Source organism: Pseudoxanthomonas sp. SGT-18 (assembly GCF_003931645.1).
Classification (GTDB): domain Bacteria; phylum Pseudomonadota; class Gammaproteobacteria; order Xanthomonadales; family Xanthomonadaceae; genus Pseudoxanthomonas.
Genome location: NZ_RRYJ01000002.1, coordinates 279,729 through 296,385 on the forward strand (window position 1 = coordinate 279,729; position 16,657 = coordinate 296,385).

The 16,657-nt window shown below is 70.2% G+C and carries 17 protein-coding genes and 1 tRNA gene; 14 read left to right on the forward strand and 4 right to left on the reverse strand.

The window, feature by feature from the left end:
• Positions 1 to 35 precede the first annotated feature (35 nt).
• From EIM47_RS04330 to EIM47_RS04345, 4 genes are all read right to left on the reverse strand, one after another.
• Entirely contained in the window at positions 36 to 1,100 is a 1,065-nt protein-coding gene (locus EIM47_RS04330) for a serine hydrolase domain-containing protein (RefSeq protein ID WP_125076244.1), read from the reverse strand.
• A 77-nt stretch (positions 1,101 to 1,177) separates the two neighbouring features.
• Positions 1,178 to 1,960, reverse strand: a complete 783-nt coding sequence (locus EIM47_RS04335) for a queuosine precursor transporter (protein ID WP_125076245.1) — start codon at positions 1,958 to 1,960, stop codon at positions 1,178 to 1,180.
• Positions 1,960 to 2,634, reverse strand: a complete 675-nt coding sequence (locus EIM47_RS04340) for a DUF502 domain-containing protein (RefSeq protein WP_125076246.1) — start codon at positions 2,632 to 2,634, stop codon at positions 1,960 to 1,962. Before EIM47_RS04340 ends, EIM47_RS04335 begins: the two co-directional genes overlap by 1 nt.
• Positions 2,635 to 2,760: 126 nt before the next feature.
• Positions 2,761 to 3,228 carry a DUF4442 domain-containing protein gene (locus tag EIM47_RS04345; protein WP_019398075.1) on the reverse strand — a complete coding sequence of 156 codons (468 nt, stop codon included), beginning with the start codon at positions 3,226 to 3,228 and terminating at the stop codon, positions 2,761 to 2,763.
• A 150-nt stretch (positions 3,229 to 3,378) separates the two neighbouring features.
• On the opposite strand from EIM47_RS04345, the gene accD reads away from it, so the two are divergent.
• The 14 genes from accD (at position 3,379) to nuoH (ending at position 16,653) form a co-directional block, all read left to right on the forward strand.
• Complete coding sequence (gene accD / locus EIM47_RS04350) at positions 3,379 to 4,269, forward strand: acetyl-CoA carboxylase, carboxyltransferase subunit beta (protein WP_026010403.1); 891 nt, start codon at positions 3,379 to 3,381, stop codon at positions 4,267 to 4,269.
• Complete coding sequence (gene glmM, locus EIM47_RS04355; protein ID WP_019398073.1) at positions 4,266 to 5,621, forward strand: phosphoglucosamine mutase; 1,356 nt, start codon at positions 4,266 to 4,268, stop codon at positions 5,619 to 5,621. The genes accD and glmM overlap by 4 nt, the downstream gene beginning before the upstream one ends.
• 65 nt (positions 5,622 to 5,686) lie before the next feature.
• On the forward strand, positions 5,687 to 6,625 hold the full coding sequence (locus EIM47_RS04360; protein WP_019398072.1) for a 2-oxoglutarate and iron-dependent oxygenase domain-containing protein: 939 nt from the start codon (positions 5,687 to 5,689) through the stop codon (positions 6,623 to 6,625).
• Between the two features lie 103 nt (positions 6,626 to 6,728).
• A complete protein-coding gene (gene tpiA / locus EIM47_RS04365; protein ID WP_019398071.1) occupies positions 6,729 to 7,487 on the forward strand; it encodes a triose-phosphate isomerase in 759 nt (252 codons plus the stop codon).
• 14 nt (positions 7,488 to 7,501) lie between these two features.
• Complete coding sequence (secG, locus tag EIM47_RS04370) at positions 7,502 to 7,933, forward strand: preprotein translocase subunit SecG (RefSeq protein ID WP_037034456.1); 432 nt, start codon at positions 7,502 to 7,504, stop codon at positions 7,931 to 7,933.
• Positions 7,934 to 7,979: 46 nt separating this feature from the next.
• Positions 7,980 to 8,064: transfer RNA gene (locus EIM47_RS04375), tRNA-Leu, on the forward strand.
• Positions 8,065 to 8,358: 294 nt separating this feature from the next.
• A complete protein-coding gene (locus EIM47_RS04380; protein ID WP_019398069.1) occupies positions 8,359 to 8,715 on the forward strand; it encodes an NADH-quinone oxidoreductase subunit A in 357 nt (118 codons plus the stop codon).
• Positions 8,706 to 9,284 carry an NADH-quinone oxidoreductase subunit B gene (locus EIM47_RS04385; protein WP_026010402.1) on the forward strand — a complete coding sequence of 193 codons (579 nt, stop codon included), beginning with the start codon at positions 8,706 to 8,708 and terminating at the stop codon, positions 9,282 to 9,284. Before EIM47_RS04380 ends, EIM47_RS04385 begins: the two co-directional genes overlap by 10 nt.
• Before the next feature lie 60 nt (positions 9,285 to 9,344).
• A complete protein-coding gene (locus tag EIM47_RS04390) occupies positions 9,345 to 10,097 on the forward strand; it encodes an NADH-quinone oxidoreductase subunit C (RefSeq protein ID WP_028914714.1) in 753 nt (250 codons plus the stop codon).
• Between the two features lie 8 nt (positions 10,098 to 10,105).
• Entirely contained in the window at positions 10,106 to 11,419 is a 1,314-nt protein-coding gene (locus EIM47_RS04395) for an NADH-quinone oxidoreductase subunit D (RefSeq protein ID WP_050992146.1), read from the forward strand.
• Complete coding sequence (gene nuoE, locus EIM47_RS04400; RefSeq protein ID WP_019398065.1) at positions 11,416 to 11,943, forward strand: NADH-quinone oxidoreductase subunit NuoE; 528 nt, start codon at positions 11,416 to 11,418, stop codon at positions 11,941 to 11,943. Before EIM47_RS04395 ends, nuoE begins: the two co-directional genes overlap by 4 nt.
• An 11-nt stretch (positions 11,944 to 11,954) precedes the next feature.
• Positions 11,955 to 13,325, forward strand: coding sequence for an NADH-quinone oxidoreductase subunit NuoF (nuoF, locus tag EIM47_RS04405; protein WP_019398064.1), 1,371 nt, complete (start codon positions 11,955 to 11,957; stop codon positions 13,323 to 13,325).
• Entirely contained in the window at positions 13,322 to 15,565 is a 2,244-nt protein-coding gene (gene nuoG, locus EIM47_RS04410; protein WP_028914713.1) for an NADH-quinone oxidoreductase subunit NuoG, read from the forward strand. The genes nuoF and nuoG overlap by 4 nt, the downstream gene beginning before the upstream one ends.
• On the forward strand, positions 15,562 to 16,653 hold the full coding sequence (gene nuoH / locus EIM47_RS04415; RefSeq protein WP_019398062.1) for an NADH-quinone oxidoreductase subunit NuoH: 1,092 nt from the start codon (positions 15,562 to 15,564) through the stop codon (positions 16,651 to 16,653). The genes nuoG and nuoH overlap by 4 nt, the downstream gene beginning before the upstream one ends.
• The last annotated feature ends 4 nt before the right edge of the window (positions 16,654 to 16,657 follow it).

Genomic DNA, 16,657 nt, shown 5'->3' on the forward strand with positions numbered 1-16,657 from the left:
GCGGATGGCGGGTGCCGGGGGCGGGAAAATCCGAGTCAGGGCCCGGCGCCGGCCGCGGGCGCGCCGTACAGGCGGCCCAGGGCCAGCGCCAGCGGATAGGGGCCGGGTTCGTCGCGGTTGCTCAGCACGACCACCGCCAGGCGCTGCCGCGGCCAGCGCACGATGGCGTTGCGGAAGCCGATGCTCTCGCCGCTGTGCCAGGTGCTGTCGCCGTTGAGGCGCCAGCCATAGCCGTAGTGCGGCACGTCGGGCTCGTCGGTGGCCGTGTGCGGGGCGAACATCAGCCCGCGCCAGGGCTGGCGCAGCAGGCGGTCGTCGTGCAGCGCCGCCTCCCAGCGCGCCAGGTCGTCGACCGAGGCGTAGATGCCGCCGTCGCCCAGCACCGCGCTGGTCGGGCTCTGGTCGGTGCGCACCCAGGCGCCGCCGGCCTGGCTGTAGCCCCAGGCGCGGTGGGCGACGGTGTCGTGGCCTTCGCGATGGGCCACGGCGGTGGCCATGCCCAACGGCGCGAAGATGCGTTCGCGCAGGAACGCCGGGAAGTCCTGCCCCGAGGCGCGCTCGACCACCAGCGCCAGCAGGGCGTAGCCGCTGTTGCTGTAGCGGTAGGCGCTGCCGGGCGGGAAGTAGGTGCGGTCCTGGCCTCCGAGGATGGCCAGCACGTCGGCGTCGTGCACCTGGCGGTCGAGGCCCGCCGGCAGCACGTCCTCGTAGTCGACCAGGCCGGAGGTGTGCGACAGCAGGTGGTGCAGGGTGACCGCCGCGGCCGCCGGCGGCAGCGAGGGCAGCCAGCGCCTGGCCGGATCGTGCAGCGACAGCCGCCCGTCCTGGGCCAGCAGCAGGATCGCCGCGGCGGTGAACTGCTTGGTCAGCGAGGCCAGGCGGTAGCAGCTGCGCGGGGTGGCCGGCACCCCGGCCTCCAGGTCGGCCATGCCCCAGGCGGCGCGCAGCAGCGGCTCGCCGTCGCGCAGCACCAGCACCGAGGCGCCGGGCACCTGGCCCTGGTAGTCGCGCAGCAGCGCCTGCACCTGCTCCGGCACGTCGTGCACGTCCTGCGCGGCCGGGGTGCCGGCAAGCATCAGCAAGGGCAACAGTCGCAGCATCGGCGCGGCTCCAGTCCAGGGACTGGCTGCAGCCTAGCGTGCCCGGGGCGGCCCCGGGATATGCCGGAAGGCGGGGGTCAGGCCGCCGCCTGCTCGCGCAGCTGGCGGGCGCGCTCGGCGCCCAGGTAGGCGATGATCGCCCGCCGCATCAGGTACAGCAGCGGGATCAGGGCGATCGCGCACAGCATCTTGTAGGCGTAGTTGAGGGTGCTGACCGCCAGGAACAGCGAGGTCGGCCACTTCTGCGGGCCAAGCACGAAGGCGATCCAGATCACCACGAAGCTGTCCACCAGCTGCGAGACCGCGGTCGAGCCGGTGGCGCGCAGCCATACGTGGCGCTCGCCGGTGGCGCGGCGGATGCGATGGAACACGGCCACGTCGACCAGCTGGCCGACCATGAACGCGGTCAGCGAGCCGGCAATGGTCCACAGGCCCTGGCCGAACACCGCGGCGAACGCGGCCTGGTAGTCCGGCACGCCCTGGGCCACCGCGGCCTCGCGCCACCAGCCGGCCGGGGCCAGCCAGATCGCGGCGAAGGCGAACAGGAAGCCGTAGCCGATCAGCGCGGCCGCCAGCCAGGAAATGAAGCGCACCCCGCGGCGGCCGAAGAACTCGTTGATGGTGTCGGTCATCACGAACACCACCGGCCACAGCAGGGTGCCGGCGGTGAAGCTCAGCGAGCCGCTCTGGCCGAACAGGTTCCATTCGAACGGGGCCAGGCCGAGGGTGTCCTCCAGGGCGAAGATCTTGACCCCGATGAACTCGGCCAGCACCGCGTTGGCGCAGAAGAACGCGGCCAGCACGATGAACAGCCGCACCGCGCGGTCCTGCAGCGGACGGGCGAACACGGCCGCTTCCATCAGCGCTCCCCCGCGCGGGTGAAGGGCATGCTTTCCGGGGCCACCGCGCCGCCGGAGATGATGAAGCTCATGGCCTGGTCCACGGTCCAGTCGGTGGGCGTGAGCAGTTCCACCGGCACCACCTCCAGGTAGCCGGAGGTGGGGTTGGGCGTGGTCGGCACGTACACCGCGGCCAGCTCGCGCCCGGTGCCTTCCTCGCGCAGCACCCGGGTGACCAGGCCGATGGACTTCATCTCCCGGTGCGGGAAGTCGATCAGGACCACGCGCTGGGTGCTGCCGGGCTTGGTCTGCAGGATGTCCAGCAGCTTGCGCGCGCTGGTGTAGATCACGTTGGCCAGCGGCACCCGCGCGATCAGCGCCTCGAACCAGCGCAGCAGGCGCTGGCCGACCACGCGCCGGGCCAGCACGCCCACCCCCAGGATCACCAGCAGGGTGGCGAGCATGGCGATGGTGTTCTGCACCCACACCACCTGGACCCAGTCCAGGTAGCCGGGGAAGGAGGCGGCGATGCGCCGCGACAGCGGCCCCACCCAGGGGCTGCTGATCCCGGACAGCAGCACGAACACGAACTTGATCACCACCCAGGTCAGCCACAGCGGCAACAGGGTCAGCAGTCCGGTGAGGAACAGGCGTTGCAGCGAGGCGCGCGACGGCGCAGGGGCGGCGGGGGTCATGGCGCGGATTGTATAGCGCCACCCGCATGGTCCGGGCGGGTCGGGGACCGCCCCCGGACCCGGAAGCCGGCAGGCTGCTGGCCGCGGCGGTGGCGGCGTGGAGGATGCCGTCGCCGGTCGGCCGCTTCAGCCGCCCGGGGCCGGGCGCCGGTCGGGCTTGCGCCGCACGTAGACCTGCTTGTGCACCCGGGCCACGACCTGGCCCTCGGTGTCGACCACGTCGTTGGCGAACCAGTGCAGGTACTTGTCGCCGCCGGCGGTGGCGGCCCGGATCTGCTCCAGCACCGCGTCGTCGATGCGGAATTCGGTGGAGACGGTGCTGCGCCCCGGGCGCAGGAATTCAATCCGGCCCTCGCGGTCCCACACGTAGTAGTCCCGGCCCAGGCAGTGCATCAGCAACAGCATCCAGAACGGGTCGGTCATGGCGAACAGGCTGCCGCCGAAGTGGGTGCCGACGTAGTTGCGGTTCCAGGGGCGCAGGCGCAGCTCGACCCGGGCATGGCGCCAGTCCGGCGCCAGCTCGGCGACGTGGATGCCGGTGAACAGGAACGGGGGCCACAGGTTCATGCCGTGGCGCATCAGCGCGGGCGTCATTGCGGTGGGAACATGGATCGGGGGCGGGGGCAGGAGCGTACCATACGTATTGGTACGGAAATGGTTTCATGCGCGGGGGGAGGGGGTGCTGGGCTAGACTGTCCGCCTTTACCGGCCGCCCCGGCCGCTGAACGGAAACGACCGCCCCGCATGAGCTGGCTCAGCAAACTGATGCCCTCCGGCATCCGCACCGAAAGCGCCTCCACCCGCAAGCGCAGCGTCCCCGAGGGCCTGTGGGAGAAGTGCGACCGCTGCGGCGCCGCGCTCTACCGCCCGGAGCTGGAGGAGAACCTGGAGGTGTGCCCCAAGTGCGCCTTCCACATGCCCATCCGTGCCCGCGCGCGCCTGGCCTCGCTGTTCGACCCCGGTAGCACCACCGAGATCGCCCCCAACCTGGCGCCGACCGACGTGCTCAAGTTCCGCGACCAGAAGCGCTACGCCGACCGCATCAAGGCCACCCAGAAGGCCACCGGCGAGTACGACGCCCTGGTCGCCATGGAGGGCCGCCTCAAGGGCCGGCCGCTGGTGGCCAGCTCGTTCGACTTCGCCTACATGGGCGGCTCGATGGGCTCGGTGGTGGGCGAGAAGTTCACCCTGGCCGCCGAGCGCGCGCTGGAGATCGGCGCCCCGTTCGTCAACTTCTCCGCCTCCGGCGGCGCGCGCATGCAGGAAAGCCTGTTCTCGCTGATGCAGATGGCCAAGACCTCGGCGGCCCTGGGCCGCCTGCGCGCGGCCGGCATCCCCTACATCTCGGTGCTGACCCATCCGACCACCGGCGGCGTGTCGGCCTCGTTCGCGATGCTGGGCGACCTCAACATCGCCGAGCCGGAGGCGCTGATCGGCTTCGCCGGCCCGCGCGTGATCGAGCAGACCGTGCGCGAGAAGCTGCCCGAGGGCTTCCAGCGCTCGGAGTTCCTGCTCGAGCACGGCGCCATCGACCAGATCTGCGACCGCCGCGAGCTGCGCGACCGCCTGGCCACCCTGCTGGCCATGCTGATGCGCCAGCCCAAGCCCGACGACGGGGCGCTGGACGCAGCATGAGCAGTTCCCGCCGCTATTTCGGGACCGACGGCATTCGCGGCCGGGTCGGGCAGGGGCCGATTTCCGCCGACTTCGTCCTGCGCCTGGGCAATGCCCTTGGCCGGGTGCTGGCCGCCGGCGGCCAGGCCCGCCCGACCGTGGTGATCGGCAAGGACACCCGTATCTCCGGCTACATGTTCGAGTCGGCCCTGGAGGCCGGCCTGGTCGCGGCCGGGGTCAACGTGCAGATGCTGGGGCCGATGCCGACCCCGGCGGTGGCGTTCCTGACCCGTACCCTGGGCGCGGACGCCGGCATCGTCATCAGCGCCTCGCACAACCCGCACTACGACAACGGCATCAAGTTCTTCTCCGCCGAGGGCGAGAAGCTGGACGACGCCACCGAGCTGGCGATCGAGGCCGCGCTGGACGCGCCGTTCGCCACGGTCGAGTCCGGGCAGCTGGGCAAGGTGGCGCGCGCGCGCGACGCGGTCGGCCGCTACATCGAGTTCTGCAAGGCCTCGGTGCCGCGCGGCTTCGACCTGCGCGGGCTGAAGGTGGTGCTCGACTGCGCCCACGGCGCCACGTACCACATCGCCCCGCTGATGTTCCGCGAGCTGGGCGCGGAGGTGACCGCCATCGGCGCCGCCCCGGACGGCATCAACATCAACGACGGCGTCGGCTCGATGCACATCGGCAACCTCGCGGCCAAGGTCGTGGAGGCCGGTGCCGACCTGGGCATCGCCTTCGACGGCGACGGCGACCGCGTGCTGATGGTCGACGCCGCCGGCCGCACGGTCGACGGCGACGGCCTGCTGTACGTGCTGGCGCGCGACTGGCAGGCCAGCGGCCGCCTGCGCGGCCCGGTGGTCGGCACGCTGATGACCAACTACGGCCTGGAGAAGGCGCTGGCGCAGGCCGGCATCCCGTTCCTGCGCGCCAAGGTCGGCGACCGCTACGTGCACCAGGCCCTGGTCGAGGGCGGCGGCGTGCTCGGCGGCGAGGCCTCCGGCCACCTGCTGTGCCTGGACCGCGCCACCACCGGCGACGCCATCGTCAGCGCGCTGCAGGTGCTCGACGCCCTGCGCCGCGCCGGCAAGCGCCTGGACCAGGCCCTGGAAGGCCTGTCGGTGGTGCCGCAGGCCACGGTCAACGTGCGCCTGGACGGCGCCAGGGCGGCCGACGTGGTCGCCGCGCCGGGCGTGCGCCAGGCGCTGGAGCAGGCCCAGGCGGCGGTGCAGGGCCGCGGCCGCGCCTTCCTGCGTCCCTCCGGCACCGAGCCGGTGGTGCGGGTCACGGTGGAAGCCGACGACGCCGCGCTGATGCAGGCCACCCTCGACACCCTTGCCTCGGCCGTGCGCCAGGCGGCCGGCTGAGCCGGCAGATCCCCAAGGCGCCGGCCGGGTGGCCGGCGCCGCACCACCCCGGAGTATTCCCCTTAATGTCCGCCCGTATCCCCACCTTCGACATCACCCGCTACGACACCGACCGCGAGGCCTTCGTCGCCGAGCTCGGTGCGGCCTACCGCGAGTGGGGCTTTGCCGGCATCAGCAACCACGGCATCCCGCCGGAACTGATCGACAACGCCTACGCCGCCTTCAAGAAGTTCTTCGCCCTCCCGGAGGAGGTGAAGAAGAAGTACCACGTGCCCGGCGGCGGCGGCGCGCGCGGCTACACCCCGTTCGGCGTGGAAACCGCCAAGGGCAGCCAGCACTACGACCTCAAGGAGTTCTGGCACATCGGCCGCGAGATCCCGGACGACTCCAAGTACCGCCAGTACATGCCGCCGAACCTGTGGCCGGAGGAGGTGCCGGAGTTCCGCGAGTACGGCTACGCCCTGTACCAGGCGCTGGATTCGCTGGGCTCGCGCGTGCTGAGCGCGCTGGCGCTGCACATCGGCCTGCCGGAGGACTTCTTCGCCGACAAGACCAACTTCGGCAACTCGATCCTGCGCCCGATCCACTACCCGCCGATCACCGCCGACGACATCCCCAACGTGCGCGCCGGCGCCCACGGCGACATCAACTTCATCACCCTGCTGGTCGGCGCCAGCGCCGCGGGCCTGGAAGTGCGCTCGCACGAGGGTGAGTGGGTGCCGTTCACCTCCGAGGGCGACACCATCGTGGTCAACATCGGCGACATGCTCGAGCGCCTGACCAACCACGTGTACCCGTCGACCATCCACCGCGTGGTCAACCCCCCGGGCGAGGAGGCGCGCAAGCCGCGCTACTCGGTGCCGTTCTTCCTGCACCCGAACCCGGATTTCCTGATCGACGTGCTGCCGTCCTGCGTGAGCGCGGACAACCCCAGCCGCTATCCGGAGCCGATCACCGCCCAGGGCTTCCTCGAGCAGCGCCTGCGCGAGATCAAGCTCAAGTAAGCACCACCTGGGTGGAAGCGCCCCCTGTCCAGCGTTGTCAGGGGGCGCTTTTCCGTACCGCAGGGTATTCTTCCGCGCCCCAACCGCTGATTCGGGAGCAGGCATGCGTCGCAGGATCGTCGCCGGCAACTGGAAGCTCTATGGAACGCGGGACTTCGCGACCTCGCTGGTGGCCGAGGTCGCCGCGCAGGCCCCGGTCCCGGGCGTGGAACTGGTGGTCATGCCGCCGATGCCCTACCTGGGCGACCTGATCGAGGACTTCGAGGGCTCGGCCCTGGTGTTCGGCGCCCAGGACGTGAGCCCCAACATGGAAGGCGCCTACACCGGCGAGGTCTCGGCGCGGATGGTGGCCGACGTGGGCGCCCGCTACGCGCTGTGCGGCCATTCCGAGCGCCGCCGCTACCACGCCGAGAGCAGCGAGCTGGTCGCGCGCAAGTTCCAGGCCTGCCTGCAGGCCGGGCTGGTGCCGGTGCTGTGCATGGGCGAGCACCTGGAGGACCGCGAGGCCGGCCGCGCCCAGGACGTCATCGCCGCCCAGCTGCAGCCTGTGCTGGACCTGGTCGGGGTGGGGGGCTTCGAATCGGCGGTGGTCGCCTACGAGCCGTGCTGGGCGATCGGCACCGGCCGCACCGCCAGCCCGGAGCAGGCCCAGGAGATGCACGCCTTCATCCGTCGCCAGATCGCCGCGCACGATGCTAGAATCGCCGATTCGCTGCCCATCCTGTACGGGGGCAGCGTGAAGCCCGACAACGCCGGCGCGCTGTGCGCGCAGCCGGACGTGGACGGCGGGCTGATCGGCGGCGCCTCCCTGGTGGCCGCCGATTTCCTGGCCATTGCCCGGGCCGCTGCGGCGGCGCGGTAAGCGAGACCCTGACAATGCTGATGCTGATCCTCAACGTGGTGTACGTGCTGGTGGCGATCGCCATGATCGTGCTGATCCTGCTGCAGCGCGGCGCCGGCGCGGCCGCCGGCTCCGGCTTCGGCGCGGGCGCCTCCGGCACCGTGTTCGGCGCGCGCGGCGCGTCCAACTTCCTGTCCAAGAGCACCAAGTGGCTGGCCGTGGTGTTCTTCGGCATCAGCCTGTTCATGGCCTGGTACGCCACCCACAGCGCCCGCCCGGTGGTGCAGCAGGACCTGGGCGTGATGGGCCAGCTCGAGGTCCCGGCGGCGCCCGTCGCGGCCCCGGGCGAGCTGCCGGCCCCGCCGGCTGCTTCCGAGGTCCCGGCCGCCACGCCGGCGGCGGGCGAGGTCCCGGCCCCGGCGCAGGAAGAAAATGCCGCCGGAACGGCTACGCAGCCGCAGCAGTAACGCGTACAATGCGCCACCGCGCCAGGCGGCGCGGTGAAGGTTTCAGGCCCAGGTGGCGGAATTGGTAGACGCACTACCTTGAGGTGGTAGCGACGAGAGTCGTAGGGGTTCGAGTCCCCTCTTGGGCACCAACTACATGGTCCCGGCGCGTGCGCCGGGCGAAGACGGCCCGCTTCGGCGGGCTTCTTTGTTTCCGCGGGAAAGTTGCGGAGGCGGCGACAAACGTCCAAAGCGTTTACCCTTATCGCCGCGGACGCTACAATCCCGCTGCTATGCACAACCGCGCGGCCGGGGTCTCCCGTGCCGCGCGGCGCATTGGCAAGTTCCGCGGCCAGGCCGCGGCAGGACAGGCGAGGGGAGCCGCTGACGCGGCCGCCACCGCCCACCCAAGCCCGCTCCAGGGCAGAGGCAAGAGAGAACCACACGTGCTGGCCCAATACCTGCCGACCCTGCTGTTCCTGATCGTGGCCACCGGGATCGGCATCGCGCTGATCATCGTTGGCCGCGTGCTCGGACCGCGCCGTCCGGACGCCGAGAAGCTGTCGCCGTACGAGTGCGGCTTCGAGGCCTTCGAGGACGCGCGCATGAAGTTCGACGTGCGCTACTACCTCATCGCGATCCAGTTCATCGTCTTCGACCTGGAAATCATCTTCATCGTGCCGTGGACCCTCGTGTTCCAGGACCTGGGGCCGCGCGCGCTGGTCACCATGGCCCTGTTCGTGGGGATGCTCTTCCTCGGCTTCGTCTACGTCTGGAAGAAGGGAGCGCTCGAATGGGAGTGATCCAAACCATCGACCGCCTGATGACCAACCCGATGCCCGAGGGCCGGGTCGAGGACATCCTGCGGCCCGCCGGCGAGAACCCGCTGCTGGAGAAGGGCTACGTCACCACCAGCGTCGACGCCCTGGTCAACTGGGCCCGCACCGGCTCGATGTGGCCGATGACCTTCGGCCTGGCCTGCTGCGCGGTCGAGATGATGCACGCCGGCGCCGCGCGCCTGGACCTGGACCGTTACGGCGTGGTGTTCCGCCCGTCGCCGCGCCAGTCCGACGTGATGATCGTGGCCGGCACCCTGGTCAACAAGATGGCCCCGGCGCTGCGCAAGGTCTACGACCAGATGCCCGACCCGAAGTGGGTCATCTCCATGGGCAGCTGCGCCAACGGCGGCGGCTACTACCACTACTCCTACTCCGTGGTGCGCGGCTGCGACCGCATCGTGCCGGTGGACATCTACGTGCCCGGCTGCCCGCCGACCGCCGAGGCGCTGGTCTACGGCATCCTGCAGCTGCAGAAGAAGATCTGGCGCACCCAGACGGTGGCGGCGAACAAGAACAACACCATCGCCCGCTGACCCTCCTACCTGATCCACCGCGCGCCCCGGCGCGCACGAACGACGGAAACGCCAAGCCCCATGGCCGAGCCAGCTGCCACCTTCGCCCAGCGACTGCGCGACCGATTCCCCGGCGCCACGGTCACCGTGGCCGAGCCCCGTGGTGAAGTCACCCTCGAGGTTTCCGCCCAGGACCTGCTGGCCACCTGCCACGCCCTGCGCGACGAGTTCGGCTTCGAGCAGCTCACCGACCTGTGTGGCGTCGACTACATGGGCTACGGCAGCGACGAGTGGGATACCGAGGACGTGTCCTCCACCGGCTTCAGCCGCGGCGTCGAGGGCAAGGGCCCGGGCCGCTTCGGCTGGGGCGAGAAGCCCATGGAGCAGGGCCCGGCCGGCTCGCTGCCGGTGCTGGCGCCGGAGCGCCGCTTCGCCGCGGTCGCCCACCTGCTGTCCTACGCCAACAACTGCCGCCTGCGCGTGCGCTGCTTCGCCGAGGACGACTCGCTGCCGGTGGTGCCGTCGCTGACCCCGGTGTGGCGCGGCGCCAACTGGTTCGAGCGCGAGGCGTTCGACCTGTACGGCATCGTCTTCGAAGGCCATCCGGACCTGCGCCGGATCATGACGGACTACGGTTTCGTCGGCCATCCGTTCCGCAAGGACTTCCCGCTGATCGGCAACGTCGAGGTCCGCTACGACGAGCAGCGCAAGCGCGTGGTCTACGAGCCGGTGACCTCGGTCGAGCCGCGCGTCGGCGTGCCGCGCGTGATCCGCGACGACGCCCGCTACCAGACCGCCGCAGGCGAGGCCGCACAACGGGAGGCCGCCAAGTGAGCGCCCAGATGCTTACCGACAGCCACAGCCAGCCCGGCCAGGCGCCGGCCGGCGACTCCTCCGCGCTGCGGCAGGAGATCCGCAACTACACGATGAACTTCGGCCCGCAGCACCCGGCCGCGCACGGCGTGCTGCGCCTGATCCTGGAAATGGACGGCGAGACCATCGTCCGCGCCGACCCGCACGTGGGCCTGCTCCACCGCGGCACCGAGAAGCTGGCCGAGTCCAAGCCGTTCAACCAGTCGATCCCGTACATGGACCGGCTGGACTACGTGTCGATGATGTGCAACGAGCACGCCTACGTGCGCGCGATCGAGACCCTGCTGGGGATCGAGGCGCCCGAGCGCGCCCAGTACATCCGCACCATGTTCGACGAGATCACCCGCATCCTGAACCACCTGATGTGGGTCGGCTCCAACGCGCTGGACCTGGGCGCGATGGCGGTGTTCCTGTACGCGTTCCGCGAGCGCGAGGAGCTGATGGACGTCTACGAGGCGGTCAGCGGCGCGCGCATGCACGCGGCCTACTACCGTCCCGGCGGCGTCTACCGCGACCTGCCGGACCGGATGCCGAAGTACAAGGAGTCGCCCTGGCACAAGGGCGCCAAGCTCAAGCGCTTCAACGAGGCCCGCGAGGGTTCGCTCCTGGACTACCTCGAGCACTTCACCCGCGAGTTCCCCAAGCGCGTCGACGAGTACGAGACGCTGCTGACCGACAACCGCATCTGGAAGCAGCGTACCGTCGGCATCGGCGTGGTCACCCCGGAGCAGGCCTATGCCTGGGGCATGACCGGCGTGATGCTGCGCGGCTCGGGCATCGCCTGGGACCTGCGCAAGAAGCAGCCGTACGCCAAGTACGACGCGGTGGACTTCGACATCCCGGTGGGCGTCAACGGCGACTGCTACGACCGCTACCTGGTCCGCATCGCCGAGATGCGCCAGTCCAACCGCATCATCGCCCAGTGCGTGAAGTGGCTGAAGGAAAACCCGGGCCCGGTGATGGTCAGGAACTACAAGGTCGCCCCTCCCAAGCGGGAGGAGATGAAGGACGACATGGAAGCCCTGATCCACCACTTCAAGCTGTTCTCCGAGGGCTACTGCGTGCCGGCCGGCGAGACCTACGCCGCGGTCGAGGCGCCGAAGGGCGAGTTCGGCTGCTACCTGGTCTCCGACGGCGCCAACAAGCCGTTCCGCGTGCACCTGCGCGCCCCGGGCTTCGCGCACCTGTCGTCCATGGACGAGATCGTGCGCGGCCACATGCTGGCCGACGTCGTGGCCATGATCGGTACTTATGACCTTGTGTTTGGTGAGGTGGATCGATGAAGGCCACCGGTAACTTCGAGAACGCGCGCAACGTCGACCCGATGGTCGTGCTGAGCGACGCGACGCGCGCGCACATCGACCACTGGCTGACCAAGTTCCCGCCGGACCGCAAGCGGTCGGCGGTGCTGCAGGGCCTGCACGCGGCCCAGGAACAGAACGGGGGCTGGCTGAGCGACGAACTGATCGCCGCCGTCGCCAAGTACCTGGACATCCCGCCGGTGTGGGCCTACGAGGTCGCCACCTTCTACTCGATGTTCGAGACCCAGCCGGTGGGCCGCAACAACGTTGCGTTCTGCACCAACATCAGCTGCTGGCTCAACGGCGCGCAGGAGCTGGTCGAGCACGCCGAGAAGAAGCTGGGCTGCAAGCTGGGCGAATCCACCGCCGACGGCCGCGTCTACCTCAAGCGCGAGGAAGAGTGCGTGGCCGCGTGCTGCGGCGCCCCGGTGGTCGTGATCAACGGCCATTACCACGAGAAGCTCACCCCCGAGAAGGTGGACGAGCTGCTCGACGGACTGAAGTGAGGCCGGCGCAGATGGCACATCACCCGAAGATTTCCGAGGGCTACGGCCCGGTCGGCCCCGCGCCGAAGGAGCACCAGGCGGTCTACACGACGCTGCACTTCGACAAGCCCTGGTCGTACGAGAACTACCTCAAGACCGGCGGCTACCAGGCGCTGCGCAAGATCCTGACCGAGAAGATCCCGCCGGCCGACATCATCGAGATGGTCAAGCAGTCCGGCCTGCGCGGCCGCGGCGGCGCTGGCTTCCCGACCGGCCTGAAGTGGAGCTTCATGCCCAAGGGCGACATGCAGAAGTACATCCTCTGCAACTCGGACGAGTCCGAGCCGGGCACCTGCAAGGACCGCGACATCCTGCGCTTCAACCCGCACGCGGTGATCGAGGGCATGGCCATCGCCTGCTACGCGACCGGCGCGACCGTGGGCTACAACTACCTGCGCGGCGAGTTCCACCACGAGCCGTTCGAGCACCTTGAGGAAGCCCTGGCCGAGGCCTACAAGCACGGCTGGCTGGGCAAGGACATCCTCGGCTCGGGCGTGGACATCGACATCTACAACGCCCTCGGCGCCGGCGCCTACATCTGCGGCGAGGAAACCGCGCTGATGGAGTCGCTGGAGGGCAAGAAGGGCCAGCCGCGCTTCAAGCCGCCGTTCCCGGCCAACTTCGGCCTGTACGGCAAGCCGACCACGATCAACAACACCGAGACCTACGCCTCGGTGCCGGCGATCATCCGCAACGGCCCGGAGTGGTTCATGGGCCTGGGCAAGCCGAACAACGGCGGCTGCAAGATCTTCTCGGTCTCCGGCCACGTCGCGCGCCCGGGCAACTACGAGATCCGCCTCGGCACCCCGTTCACCGAGCTGCTGGAGATGGCCGGCGGCATCCGCAACGGCAACCGCATCAAGGCGGTGATCCCGGGCGGCTCGTCGATGCCGGTGTTGCCGGGCGAGGTGATGATGGGCCTGACCATGGACTACGACTCGATCCAGAAGGCCGGTTCCGGCCTGGGTTCGGGCGCGGTCATCGTCATGGACCACACCACCTGCATGGTGCGCGCCTGCCAGCGCATCGCCCGCTTCTACTACAAGGAGAGCTGCGGCCAGTGCACGCCGTGCCGCGAGGGCACCGGCTGGATGTACCGCATGCTGACCCGCATCGCCAACCTGGAGGCGACGCTGGACGACCTGCACATGCTGCGCACCGCGGCGGGGCAGATCGAGGGCCACACCATCTGCGCGTTCGGCGAGGCCGCCGCGTGGCCGGTGCAGGGCTTCCTGCGCCACTTCTGGCATGAATTCGAATACGCGATCGTGAACAAGCGCTTCCTCGTCGACGACGAGCGCAACGGCACGGTCGTCCGCTCCAACGTGGAGGTGGCCGCGTGAGTGCGCAGCCCGTCAACCCGAACCTTCCGCCGGACCACGTCACCGTCTTCATCGACGGCGTCGAGCTGGCCGCGCCCAAGGGGTCGATGATCATCCAGGTTGCCGACAAGGCCGGCATCCCGATCCCGCGTTTCTGCTACCACGACAAGCTGGCCATCGCCGCCAACTGCCGCATGTGCCTGGTCGACACCGAGGTCGGCGGCCGCGCCGCGCCGAAGCCGTCGCCGGCCTGCGCCACGCCGGTGATGGACGGCATGAAGGTCTTCACCCGCAACGAGAAGGCCCTCAAGTCGCAGCGCAACGTGCTGGAGTTCCTGCTGATCAACCACCCGCTGGACTGCCCGGTCTGCGACCAGGGCGGCGAGTGCGAGCTGCAGGACCTGTCGCTGGGCTATGGCCGCTCGGTCAGCCGTTTCGTCGAGCGCAAGCGCGTGGTGCCGGACGAGGACATCGGCCCGCTGGTCGCCACCGAGATGACCCGCTGCATCCAGTGCACCCGCTGCGTGCGCTTCACCGGCGAGATCGCCGGTACGTACGAGCTGGGCGGCATGTACCGCGGCGAGAACCTGCAGATCGGCACCTACGACGGCAAGCCGCTGACCACCGAGCTGTCCGGCAACGTCATCGACGTGTGCCCGGTCGGCGCGCTGACCAACAAGGTGTTCCAGTTCCGCGCCCGTCCGTGGGAGCTGATCGCCAAGGAGTCGCTGGGCTACCACGACGCGCTGGGCTCGAACCTGTTCCTGCACAGCCGCCGCGGCGAGGTGCTGCGCGCCGTGCCGCGCGAGAACGAGCTGGTCAACGAGTGCTGGCTGTCCGACCGCGACCGCTATTCGCACCAGGGCCTGAACGCCGCCGACCGCGCCACCGTGCCGCTGGTCAAGCAGGGCGGGGAGTGGAAGGAGGCGACCTGGGCCGAGGCCCTGTCCGCCGCCGCCGCGATCCTGCGCGAGAACAAGGGCGACGACCTGGGCGTGCTGGTGCACCCGGCGACCTCGAACGAGGAGGGCGGCCTGCTGGCCGCGCTGGCGGCCGGCCTGGGCACCGCCAACATCGACCACCGCATCGCCAACCGCGACTTCTCCGACGCCGCGGTCGCCGAGCCGTTCGCCCTGCCGGTCGCCGAGATCGAGCAGGCCGACGTGGTCGTCGTGGTCGGTTCCAACATCCGCCACGAGCTGCCGCTGCTGCACGCCCGCCTGCGCAAGGCACAGACCAAGCGCGGTGCGCGCATCCACGTGGTCAACCCGGTCGACTTCGACTTCACCTTCGCCGCCGCCGGCAAGCACATCGTGCCGCCGTCGCGCATCGCCGAGGTGCTGGGCGGGGCCGAGCTGCGCGGCGCGCTGCAGGGCGCGACCCGCCCGGTGGTGATCGTCGGCGCCATCGCCGAGAACCACCCGCAGGCCGCCGCGATCCGCGCCGCCGCGCGCGACTTCGCCGCCGCCACCGGCGCGGCGCTGTGCCGCATCCCGCAGGGCGCCAACGCCGTGGGCCTGGCCCGCGCCGGCGTGCTGCCGGCCGCCCGCGACGTCGCCGGCATGTTCGCCGAGCCGCGCCGCGCCTACGTGCTGTACGGCATCGAGCCGGGCCTGGACTTCGCCGACACCGCCTCCGGGCTGAAGGCGCTGAACGCTGCAAAGGTCGTGGCCTTCAGCCACTTCGCCTGCGAGTCCACCCGCGCGGTGGCCGACGTGATCCTGCCGATCGGCCTGCTGCCGGAGATCGAGGCCACGCTGACCAACCTCAACGGCGTCGAGCAGTCCGCGCACGCGGCCGGCCGCCTGCCGGGCCAGGCCCGCGAGGGCTGGCGCGTGCTGCGCGCGCTCGGCGGCGAGCTGGGGCTGGCCGGCTTCGAGTTCACCGACCTGGCCGGCGCACGCGCGATGCTGGAAGGCGGCCGCCAGGTGCAGGTGCGCGCCGGCTCGGCCGGCGCGGCGGGCGAGGGCGCCTTGGAGCTGGCCCTGGTCCCGGCGATCTACCGCACCGACGCGGTGGTGCGCCGCGCGGCCGCGCTGCAGGCGCATCCGCTCAACGTCGCCCCGCGCATCGTGCTCAACCCGGCGGACGCCGCCGGCATCGAGTCCGGCGCGGTGGTCAAGGTCAAGGGCGCGCATGGCACGGCCACCCTGCCGGCCGTGGTCGATGCGCGGGTGGCCGCGGGTGCGGCATGGATTGAAGGTGGCCACGGCGCCACCGCGCCGCTGGGCGCTGGCCGGGTCGAGGTGGTGAAGGCATGAACGAGCTGCTGATCAACGCGGTCGGTCCGCTGCGCGAGTGGTTCTACGGCCTGGGCGAACTGGGCCCGGCGCTGTGGATCGTGCTGAAGGTCCTGACCATCGCCATGCCGGTGATCATCGCCGTGGCGTTCTACGTGGTCTGGGAGCGCAAGCTAATCGGCTGGATGCACGTGCGCCACGGGCCCATGTACGTGGGCATGGGCATCTTCCAGGCGTTCGCGGACGTCTTCAAGCTGCTGTTCAAGGAGGTCATCCGTCCGGCCAACGCGCACAAGGTGATGTACGTCATCGCGCCGTTGATCGTACTGGCGCCGGCCTTCGCCGCCTGGGCGGTGGTGCCGTTCGACTACCAGCTGGTCCTGTCCAACGCCAACGCCGGCCTGCTGTACCTGCTGGCGATGACCTCGATGGGCGTGTACGGCATCATCATCGCCGGCTGGGCCTCCAACTCGAAGTACGCCTTCCTCGGCGCGATGCGCTCGGCCGCCCAGGTGGTCAGCTACGAGATCGCCATGGGCTTCGCCCTGGTGGGCGTGCTGATCGCCGCCGGCAGCCTCAACCTGACCGACATCGTCATGGCGCAGTCGGGCAACGCCGGCTTCTTCGAGTGGTTCTGGCTGCCGCTGCTGCCGCTGTTCGTCGTGTACTGGGTGTCCGGCGTGGCCGAGACCAACCGCGCGCCGTTCGACGTGGTCGAGGGCGAGTCGGAGATCGTGGCCGGCCACATGGTGGAGTACTCCGGTTCGGCGTTCGCGCTGTTCTTCCTGGCCGAGTACGCCAACATGATCCTGGTCAGCTTCCTGATCTCGATCTTCTTCCTCGGCGGCTGGCTGAGCCCGATCCAGGGCTGGGTCACGGCGGACGTTTCGCCGTGGATCGACTGGGTCTGGAAGGGCGGCTGGCCGTGGCTGCTGGCCAAGGTGGTGTTCTTCGCCAGCGCATACATCTGGTTCCGCGCCAGCTTCCCGCGCTACCGCTACGACCAGATCATGCGTCTGGGCTGGAAGGTCTTCATCCCGTTGACGATCTTCTGGATCGCGGTGACCGCTCTGCTGGTGTTCTTTGGCGTGTTCGAGAAGGGCGCCTGATCCG

Excerpts from the sequence above, each read along its gene's own strand:
- EIM47_RS04330 (WP_125076244.1), bottom strand. The coding sequence starts at position 1,100 with ATGCTGCGACTGTTGCCCTTGCTGATGCTTGCCGGCACCCCGGCCGCG.
- EIM47_RS04335 (WP_125076245.1), bottom strand. The coding sequence starts at position 1,960 with ATGGAAGCGGCCGTGTTCGCCCGTCCGCTGCAGGACCGCGCGGTGCGG.
- EIM47_RS04340 (WP_125076246.1), bottom strand. The coding sequence starts at position 2,634 with ATGACCCCCGCCGCCCCTGCGCCGTCGCGCGCCTCGCTGCAACGCCTG.
- EIM47_RS04345 (WP_019398075.1), bottom strand. The coding sequence starts at position 3,228 with ATGACGCCCGCGCTGATGCGCCACGGCATGAACCTGTGGCCCCCGTTC.
- accD (WP_026010403.1), top strand. The coding sequence starts at position 3,379 with ATGAGCTGGCTCAGCAAACTGATGCCCTCCGGCATCCGCACCGAAAGC.
- glmM (WP_019398073.1), top strand. The coding sequence starts at position 4,266 with ATGAGCAGTTCCCGCCGCTATTTCGGGACCGACGGCATTCGCGGCCGG.
- EIM47_RS04360 (WP_019398072.1), top strand. The coding sequence starts at position 5,687 with ATGTCCGCCCGTATCCCCACCTTCGACATCACCCGCTACGACACCGAC.
- tpiA (WP_019398071.1), top strand. The coding sequence starts at position 6,729 with ATGCGTCGCAGGATCGTCGCCGGCAACTGGAAGCTCTATGGAACGCGG.
- secG (WP_037034456.1), top strand. The coding sequence starts at position 7,502 with ATGCTGATGCTGATCCTCAACGTGGTGTACGTGCTGGTGGCGATCGCC.
- EIM47_RS04385 (WP_026010402.1), top strand. The coding sequence starts at position 8,706 with ATGGGAGTGATCCAAACCATCGACCGCCTGATGACCAACCCGATGCCC.
- EIM47_RS04390 (WP_028914714.1), top strand. The coding sequence starts at position 9,345 with ATGGCCGAGCCAGCTGCCACCTTCGCCCAGCGACTGCGCGACCGATTC.
- EIM47_RS04395 (WP_050992146.1), top strand. The coding sequence starts at position 10,106 with ATGCTTACCGACAGCCACAGCCAGCCCGGCCAGGCGCCGGCCGGCGAC.
- nuoE (WP_019398065.1), top strand. The coding sequence starts at position 11,416 with ATGAAGGCCACCGGTAACTTCGAGAACGCGCGCAACGTCGACCCGATG.
- nuoF (WP_019398064.1), top strand. The coding sequence starts at position 11,955 with ATGGCACATCACCCGAAGATTTCCGAGGGCTACGGCCCGGTCGGCCCC.
- nuoH (WP_019398062.1), top strand. The coding sequence starts at position 15,562 with ATGAACGAGCTGCTGATCAACGCGGTCGGTCCGCTGCGCGAGTGGTTC.